Origin of the sequence: Streptomyces sp. NPDC058239, from assembly GCF_042882185.1 — a bacterium.
In the GTDB taxonomy this organism is placed as follows: Bacteria; Actinomycetota; Actinomycetes; order Streptomycetales; family Streptomycetaceae; genus Streptomyces.
In genome coordinates this window covers 94,647-101,988 of record NZ_JBHVWS010000035.1, presented here as the reverse complement: position 1 = coordinate 101,988, position 7,342 = coordinate 94,647, and the positions used below count along the sequence as shown (strand labels likewise).

The 7,342-nt window shown below is 70.1% G+C and carries 11 protein-coding genes; 4 read left to right on the top strand and 7 right to left on the bottom strand.

Translation table 11 applies throughout. The features are described 5' to 3' along the window. Positions 1 to 62: 62 nt before the first annotated feature. Positions 63 to 767, bottom strand: coding sequence for a hypothetical protein (locus ACFVYE_RS30650; RefSeq protein ID WP_383970532.1), 705 nt, complete (start codon positions 765 to 767; stop codon positions 63 to 65). 191 nt (positions 768 to 958) lie between these two features. Here ACFVYE_RS30650 and ACFVYE_RS30645 point away from each other — a divergent pair, with 191 nt between their 5' ends. Beyond that, complete coding sequence (locus ACFVYE_RS30645; protein WP_383970483.1) at positions 959 to 1,504, top strand: hypothetical protein; 546 nt, start codon at positions 959 to 961, stop codon at positions 1,502 to 1,504. A gap of 2 nt (positions 1,505 to 1,506) precedes the next feature. Here the strand turns inward: ACFVYE_RS30645 and ACFVYE_RS30640 are convergent, their stop codons facing one another. From ACFVYE_RS30640 to ACFVYE_RS30630, 3 genes are read right to left on the bottom strand one after another with little or no spacing between them, the layout of a single operon-like run. Beyond that, complete coding sequence (locus ACFVYE_RS30640; protein WP_383970486.1) at positions 1,507 to 2,280, bottom strand: enoyl-CoA hydratase/isomerase family protein; 774 nt, start codon at positions 2,278 to 2,280, stop codon at positions 1,507 to 1,509. A 6-nt stretch (positions 2,281 to 2,286) separates the two neighbouring features. Next, positions 2,287 to 2,727, bottom strand: a complete 441-nt coding sequence (locus ACFVYE_RS30635) for a Zn-ribbon domain-containing OB-fold protein (RefSeq protein WP_383970489.1) — start codon at positions 2,725 to 2,727, stop codon at positions 2,287 to 2,289. Positions 2,728 to 2,732: 5 nt separating this feature from the next. Next, entirely contained in the window at positions 2,733 to 3,881 is a 1,149-nt protein-coding gene (locus ACFVYE_RS30630) for a lipid-transfer protein (RefSeq protein ID WP_383970535.1), read from the bottom strand. Between the two features lie 92 nt (positions 3,882 to 3,973). Here ACFVYE_RS30630 and ACFVYE_RS30625 point away from each other — a divergent pair, with 92 nt between their 5' ends. After that, positions 3,974 to 5,530, top strand: coding sequence for a FadD3 family acyl-CoA ligase (locus tag ACFVYE_RS30625; RefSeq protein ID WP_383970492.1), 1,557 nt, complete (start codon positions 3,974 to 3,976; stop codon positions 5,528 to 5,530). Positions 5,531 to 5,540: 10 nt separating this feature from the next. Here the strand turns inward: ACFVYE_RS30625 and ACFVYE_RS30620 are convergent, their stop codons facing one another. Both ACFVYE_RS30620 and ACFVYE_RS30615 read right to left on the bottom strand, forming a co-directional pair. Beyond that, positions 5,541 to 5,813: a hypothetical protein gene (locus ACFVYE_RS30620; RefSeq protein ID WP_383970495.1), complete on the bottom strand. Its 273-nt coding sequence runs from the start codon at positions 5,811 to 5,813 to the stop codon at positions 5,541 to 5,543. Beyond that, the gene (locus ACFVYE_RS30615) at positions 5,806 to 6,165 is read right to left on the bottom strand and encodes a hypothetical protein (RefSeq protein WP_389607765.1); all 360 of its coding nucleotides are present in this window, start codon (positions 6,163 to 6,165) and stop codon (positions 5,806 to 5,808) included. Before ACFVYE_RS30615 ends, ACFVYE_RS30620 begins: the two co-directional genes overlap by 8 nt. Positions 6,166 to 6,288: 123 nt before the next feature. Between ACFVYE_RS30615 and ACFVYE_RS30610 the strand changes: the two genes are divergently transcribed. Together ACFVYE_RS30610 and ACFVYE_RS30605 are read left to right on the top strand one after the other, a co-directional pair. Continuing rightward, positions 6,289 to 6,564, top strand: coding sequence for a hypothetical protein (locus ACFVYE_RS30610; RefSeq protein ID WP_383970500.1), 276 nt, complete (start codon positions 6,289 to 6,291; stop codon positions 6,562 to 6,564). Beyond that, positions 6,564 to 6,968 carry a hypothetical protein gene (locus tag ACFVYE_RS30605; RefSeq protein WP_383970503.1) on the top strand — a complete coding sequence of 135 codons (405 nt, stop codon included), beginning with the start codon at positions 6,564 to 6,566 and terminating at the stop codon, positions 6,966 to 6,968. The genes ACFVYE_RS30610 and ACFVYE_RS30605 overlap by 1 nt, the downstream gene beginning before the upstream one ends. Before the next feature lie 112 nt (positions 6,969 to 7,080). Here the strand turns inward: ACFVYE_RS30605 and ACFVYE_RS30600 are convergent, their stop codons facing one another. After that, complete coding sequence (locus ACFVYE_RS30600) at positions 7,081 to 7,299, bottom strand: hypothetical protein (protein WP_383970505.1); 219 nt, start codon at positions 7,297 to 7,299, stop codon at positions 7,081 to 7,083. Positions 7,300 to 7,342: the final 43 nt, after the last annotated feature.

Genomic DNA, 7,342 nt, shown 5'->3' with positions numbered 1-7,342 from the left:
TGCCCGGCGAGGCGCTACGTCCGGGGCCGCCGGACGGGCCCGATCGTGCCGACCGCGGTCCGTCATGTGCGCGGGGGCCGGTGGGAGTCGGGCCCCTCGTCCGGTACGACGGGGTGCCGGGCCGTGTCCTGGTCATCCGGTCCGGTCACCGGATGCGACGCCGTGTCCCGGTCCTCCGGTCCCGGGCGGCGGCCCGCCGCAGCGGGCCCCGTGTACAGGTCCGGCTCGGGCTCCGGCAACGTACTCGTCTGCACGGAGGGCCCCGGCTCCTGCGTGGGCGGCCACGTATCCGGATTCTCCGAGCCGGGCGCCGCATACGGCTGGTCACGGCCCCCGCGGGCAGGCCGGCGCCCACCGTGCCGCCCCGACATCACCACCGCACCCAGCAGCAACAGCACCCCGCCGCCCACCGCGTTCGCCACCCCCCACTGCAGCCCGGAACCGTCGCCCGCGACGGTCAGACTGCCCACCGACTCCCCCTGGCGCACCATCCACAGCACGGTGAACCCGAGCACCAACACACCCGCGGACGCCACCAGCAGACGCGACCGCAGCACCACACCGACCACCGTCAGCAGGGCGGCGAAGAGAAAGGCCAGGAAGATCGAGCCCAGCGTTCCGGGCCGGCTGCCGGTGAAACCCGTGAACAGCTCGTCGATCCGGTAATGACGCCCCAGACGGCCGTCGTACCAGTCACGGAAGGGGCTCAGCACGGCGGCCGCCGCTCCTGCGAGAGCCAGGACCGAGCCGAGGACGTTGCGGACCATCATCGGCCTCCTGCCTGTGCGCGGACCGGCGTCACGGATCTGCACCGCTCTCGGCCTCGACGCTACGCCCGGCCCCTGACCCCCGCACCTTGCGCTAGCGTGTCGCGCGGTCGTTCGACAGCAGCAACAGCACATTGGGCAGCAACAGCACGGACAACAGCACGGACAACAACACAAGGGGGGCTGCATCGATGATGCGGCAGCACATAAAGCTTTCCGCGGTACTGGTCGTGGTGGTACTCGCACTCACCGGCTTCTCGACCTCCAGCCACGGCGGCCGGAGCGGCAAGAGCAAGAGCGGGGGGTCGAGCAGCAGCGGCGGCGGCTGCTCCAACTCCAAGAAGAGCAACGGCAGCTACCACGACAGCGACTACGACGACAACGACTACGACTCGTCGAGCAGCTCCTCCGGCAACACCGGCTACGAGACGCCGACCCCGAGCGCCACCGCTTCGGACGCGCCCCAGGCGTACGTCTTCCGCTGCGCCCAGCCCCGCAAGGGCAAGCGCAAGGCCGTCACCACCTCCACCGTCCGGCTCACGGCGAACGCCGTCGGCTCGCACACCTACGAAGTCGATGTGACCTTCCTCGACGCCCGGGGCAACACCGTCGACACCGGTGAGGCGAGCGTGGACGTCGAGGGTGGCGAGACCAAGACCGTCTCCGTGCGGATGGACAGCCCGCGCAAGGTCTCCCGGGTGAAGAAGTGCCGGGTCGAGGCCGAGCTGAGCTACTGACCTCACCGCATCCGGAAGTCGGTGCCGCCCCGCCCCCGGAACAACTCGGCCTGCCGCTCCGGCGGCAGGTTCCCGAGTGCGATCAGGTGCGGGGCGTGGGCCATGGCCTGCGCCCTGGCCGCCTCCTTCGCGGACCACACCGCCCGTACGGTCCCCTGCACCGCCCGGGTCGGGTACGAGGCGATCGCTCCCGCCGCCCGCAGCGCCGCCGCCACCGCGCCGCCGGGTGCCGTCACCTCACTGACCAGCCCGGTCTCGTACGCCCGGCGGGCCGTGACTCGTTCGGCCGTACCCATCAGGGACATCCGGGCCACCTCGCCGAACGGCATCCGCTGCGCCATGGAGATCGCCTCGTACGCGCTGACCATGCCGTATGTCGTGTGCGGGTCGAAGAACGTCGCCTCCTCGGACGCGATGACGAACTCCGCCTCGCCCAGCAGATAGAACGCCCCGCCACAGGCCATCCCCTCCACGGCCGCGATCACCGGCTTCCACAGGTCGTTCGCCTTCGGCCCGATCGCGATCAGCGGATCGTCGATCGTGTACGGGGACGAGGGCTGCGGCACCTCCACGCCCCGGTCGATCCCCGTGCAGAAGGCCCGGCCGCCCGCACCGGTGACGACCACGGCCCGCACCCCGTCGTCGAAGCGGAACGCCCGCCAGGCGGCGGTCAGTTCGGCGGCGGTCGCCAGGTCGATCGCATTGAGCTTCCCGGGCCGGTCGAGGGTGACGAGCGCGACCCCGGTCTCCTTGTCCGTCTCCGTCCGCAGCGCCATCACCGATCACCTCTCCAGCAGCCAACGCACCAGGGTCACCCCGGAACCGGCCGGACAGAACACCGCCCGCACCGGCGCCCCGATCCGCAGTCGCCCCGGATCGACCGAGTCCAGCGGCGCGTCCGGACCGCTCACCACATTCCCGACCAGCCGGATGCCCGGGGCATCGGCCAGCTCGACCACGACGGCGTTGTACGGGGCCTGCGCGGCGTACGCGGGCAGCAGCGGCGGATGCGGCAGCACGTACGACCAGATACGGCCGCGTCCGCTCATCGGCCGCCACTCGCTCTCGAAGGACTGGCAGTGCGGGCAGCACGGCCGGGGCGGGAAGCGGAGCCTTCCGCACTCCGGGGCGGCACACGCCTGGACGCGGAGTTCGCCGCGGGCCGCGTACTCCCAGAAGGGGGCGCCGTCCTCGTCCACGACGGGCAGCAGCAGAGCATCCATCCCGGTCAACTCCTCAGCAGTACGGCAGATGTGGGCACGCCCTCACCGGCGGTGACCAGACAGGTCCCGGCGTCCGGGACCTGTGCGGTGGAGACGCCGCGCAACTGCTTCACGCCCTCGTTGATGAGGTTGAAGCCATGCACATATGCCTCACTGAGCCCGCCGCCCCCGGTGTTGATGGGCAGCCGCCCGCCGCTCTCCAGCGCCCCGCCCTCGGTGAACGCCGCGCCCTCGCCGCGCCCGCAGAAGCCGTAGCCCTCCAGGGAGAGCGGAATGAGCGGGGTGAACGCGTCGTAGATCTGCGCGACATCCACGTCGTCCGGGCCGAAGTCGGCCTGCTTCCACAGCTGCCGGGCGGCCGTCCAGGCAGGTCCGGTGAGCGGGTCGTCGTTCCAGTAATTGACCATGCCGTGGTGCTGGGCGGGCAGCCCCTGGGCGACGGAGTGGATGTAGACGGGCTTCTGCCGGCAGTCGCGGGCCCGCTCCGCCGAGACGATGACGCAGGCCAGCGCCCCGTCGGTCTCAAGACAGTTGTCGAAGAGGCAGAGCGGCTCACTGATCCAGCGCGAGGTCATATACATGTCGCGGGTCAGCGGCCGCTCGTACATCACCGCGTCCGGGTTCTGGTTGGCGCGGTTGCGGCAGGCGAGAGCGACGTTGAAGAGGTGGTCGCGGGTCGCCCCGTACTCGTGCATGTACCTCCGCGCCAGCATCCCGATCTCGTCGGCCGGCCGCAGCAGGCCGTACGGCCGGGTCCACTGGGCGGGGGTGGGCAGTTGCACGGCGGTGTTCCGCCAGGGCCGGGGCCCCGACCCCCTCTTCCGAGACCTCCAGGCGACACCGACGCTCGCCTGCCCGGTCGCCACGGCGGCGGCGAGATGCGCGATCGTCGCGCACGAGCCCCCGCCCCCGTAACCCACCTTGCTGAAGAAGGTGACATCGCCCGCCCCGATGGCCTTGGCGACCTCGACCTCGTCGGTCTCCTCCATCGTGTACGAGGCGAAGGCATCCACCTCCGAGGCGGCGATGCCCGCGTCGTCGAGCGCCGCGACGATGGCCCGGCAGGCCAATGTCCTCTCGGATTCGGGCAGTTGCTTCGCGAAGGCCGTCTGCCCTATGCCGGCTATCGCTGTCACGTCCTTGAGTGCCGCCACCGCCACCTCCGAGACCGTCATGACTGCTGACAGCGGCTGAGGCTACAGCTAATCTGACGGATAGTCAGCTACTGCGTCAGGGAGGGTGAGCGATGCGCGGCGACGAGGAGTGGGGCAGCATCCCGAGGCTGATACGGGCGGCGGCGTGGCGGTACGGGGACCGGGAGGCGGTCGTCGAGGGCCGGACCCGGATCTCGTACGCCGAACTCGGCGACCGCGTCGAACGGGCCGCCGCCGCGTGCATGGCCTCGGGCGTGGAGCCGGGAGACCGGGTCGCGGTCTGGGCCCCGAACACCCTGGACTGGATCGTCTCGGCACTTGGCGCGGTCACGGCGGGGGCGGTCCTCGTCCCCCTCAACACCCGCTTCAAGGGAACCGAGGCGGCGTACATCCTGGAACGCAGCCGGGCGAAACTGCTCTTCGTCACCGGCACCTTCCTCGGTACGTCGTACGTGGCGTCCCTGCGCCGGGCCGACGTGCAACTCCCGCACCTGGAACGGGTGGTGGTGCTGGCGGACAGCGCCCCCGACGACTACGTCACCTGGAAGGACTTCCTGGCGGCGGGGGAGGGGGTGTCCGGAGCGGAGGTGCGGTCCCGCGCCGACGCGATCGCCTCCTCGGCCCCCTCCGACATCATCTACACCTCGGGCACCACGGGCCGGCCCAAGGGCGCCGTCATCACCCACGCCCAGACCCTGCGCTGCTACGCGATCTGGAGCGAACTGGCCGATCTGCGCGAGGGCGACCGCTATCTGATCGTGAACCCCTTCTTCCACACCTTCGGCTACAAGGCGGGCATCATCGCGTGCCTGATGCGGGGCGCGACGATGGTTCCGCAACCGGTGTTCAACGTGGACACGGCCCTGGCCAACATCGCCGCCGAACGCATCTCGGTCCTGCCCGGCCCGCCCACCCTCCACCAGTCCCTCCTGGACCACCCGGCCCGGGGCACCCACGACCTCTCCGCCCTCCGCCTGGTGGTGACAGGCGCGGCGGTGGTCCCCCTGCGACTGGTGGAACGCCTGCGCACGGAGCTCGGCATAGCGACGGTCCTCACCGCGTACGGCCTCTCCGAGGCGAGCGGCATCGTCACCATGTGCCGCCGCGGCGACCCGGTGGAGACGATCGCCTCGACATCGGGCCGGGCGATCGACGACACGGAGATCCGTGTCCTGGCCGCCCCCGGCACGCCCGGCGAGGTCCTGGTCCGCGGGTTCAACGTGATGCAGGGCTACTTCGAGGACCCGGAGACCACGGCTGCCACGATCACCGCCGACGGCTGGCTCCGCACGGGCGACGTGGGCGTCCTCGACGAGGACGGCAACCTCCGGATCACCGACCGGATCAAGGACATGTTCATCGTCGGCGGCTTCAACGCGTACCCCGCCGAGATCGAACAGCTCCTCGGCCTGCACCCGGACGTGGCCGACGTGGCGGTGATCGGCATCCCGGACCCCCGACTGGGCGAGGTGGGCAAGGCCTACGCGGTACGCAGACCGGGTGCGACGGTGACGGCCGACGACCTGATCGCCTGGTCGAGGCGCGAGATGGCGAACTACAAGGTCCCGAGAGCGGTGGAGTTCGTGACCGAGCTGCCGCGCAATGCGAGCGGCAAGGTGGTGAAGGGGGAGCTGCGGGGCCAGAGGTAGAGGGGAGGGCTCAGAGCGACGGCCAGGCTGTCACCTGGATGATGTACACACATTGGTGGCGGATGACGGTCAGGTACAGAAACATCCCGCCGGGCACGTATGCCGTCTGCACTCCGTCGCCCGCACCCTGGAACGTCGTGCCGTCGAGGTGCAGGGCGGAGGCGGCCCGGACGAGTTCGTCGGCGCGATGCTCGACTTCGGCAACGAAGACCGGTGGGGGTGGGGTGTCGCCGCCGACAACGTAGGCCTCGCTGGGGTCGTACTCCCAGCGCCGGTCACTCATGGTCGAGCGACTCCCTGGCGGAGGCGTAGAGACCATGGACCACATCCATGGCTTTGCGCCATGAAGGATCGCCCTTGTCGAGGGTCTGAACTGTGTACTCGGCCGAGTGGAGGCGGGTGGCGAGCGACGGGAAGCGCGCGATCTCCACGGTGACCGCCCAGCTCTCCAGGAACTGGAGGATCGGCCCCAGGCTGCCGGTCTGCGCAGCCAGTGCAATCGCCTCGTCCTTCTGCTGCTCCAGTTCGCCCAGCCGATGCGGTGCCACCTGGGCGATGGCTACCCGGAGAGCGGCAGGAGTGCGTTGAGGGCGAGGGATGAGCGACTCGGAGGGGCCGATGTGCTGTGCGGTCATCCTGATCCTTCCTGGGGCATCACGACCACGGTACGGGAGAACGCGCGGGCGATGCATACCGTTCGCCGGACGGGGTGACCCGAGCTGCGTCACGGACCCGGCCCCATAGGTATGGTGATCGGTATGGCAACCAAGAAGTACACGGTCACGCTGCCGGAGGAACTCGCGGAGGGGATCCGCAGCGAGGTGGGTCCGGGGGCGTTCAGTGCGTATGTCACCCATGCCGTAGAGCGTCAGCGTGAGCATGACCGGCTGGGGGAGCTGGTGGCGTGGATGCAGGAGAAGGGCGGGCCTCCCACCGAGGAGGAGCAGGCGGCTGCGGCGTCGGAGCTGCGCGACATCGAGCGGTGGTTCGAGGAGCGGAAGTCCGACGAGCACGGTGGGGCGCCGGCTGCTTGATGACCGGTCTCTGTTTCGTGCTGGACAGCGAGGGTCTGTCGAGGGCGGTGCGTCGCGAGCGGGCCATGACGGCCATGCTCACGAAGGCCCATCAGGCAGGCGTCCGGGTCATGACCAGTTCCACGACCCTCATCGAGGCGTATCACAGCAGGATCCGGCGCTCGGAATGGAACTGGGCGATGTCCCGGATCGTTGTCGAGCCCGTGACCAGGGAGGTCGCGGACGAGGCGATCGGGCTGCTGGCGGACACCGGCCTGCACGGCCACAAGTACGCCACCGACGCGGCGCTCGCTGTGATCGCGGGGCGGCAACGGGGGCGGGTGATGGTGTTTACCTCGGACGAGGACGACATGCGGAAGCTGTGTCGGCCGGAGGTGCAGGTCAGGGGGGTGTGGGAGGTATGACAGAGGGGCCCGAGCCGTGTGGCTGGACCCCTCGCCGCAGACATACAGCGGCCGCGACGGCTCCCCCTCCGCGCCGCCGCGGCCGCTCCCCCGTACCCCGTCAATTGCAGCTTTAGTTGATGGGCTCGCTGGTCGCGTGGGTGTCCAGGGGCTTGATGTCGCCGCCTGTGGCGTGGGTGTCCGTGAGCTTGATGTCGCCGCCGGTGGCGTGGGTGTCCAGGGTCGTTACCGCTTCGGTTTCCGCGCCGGTGGCGTGCGTGTCCTGCGGCTTGACGATCGGGTCGATCTTCTTCGCTTCACCCATGGTGGTCATCTCCGTTGTGGCTGGCATGCTGCTTGGAGGGGCCCGCCCGGCTGTTCCCCCGTGGACTGCC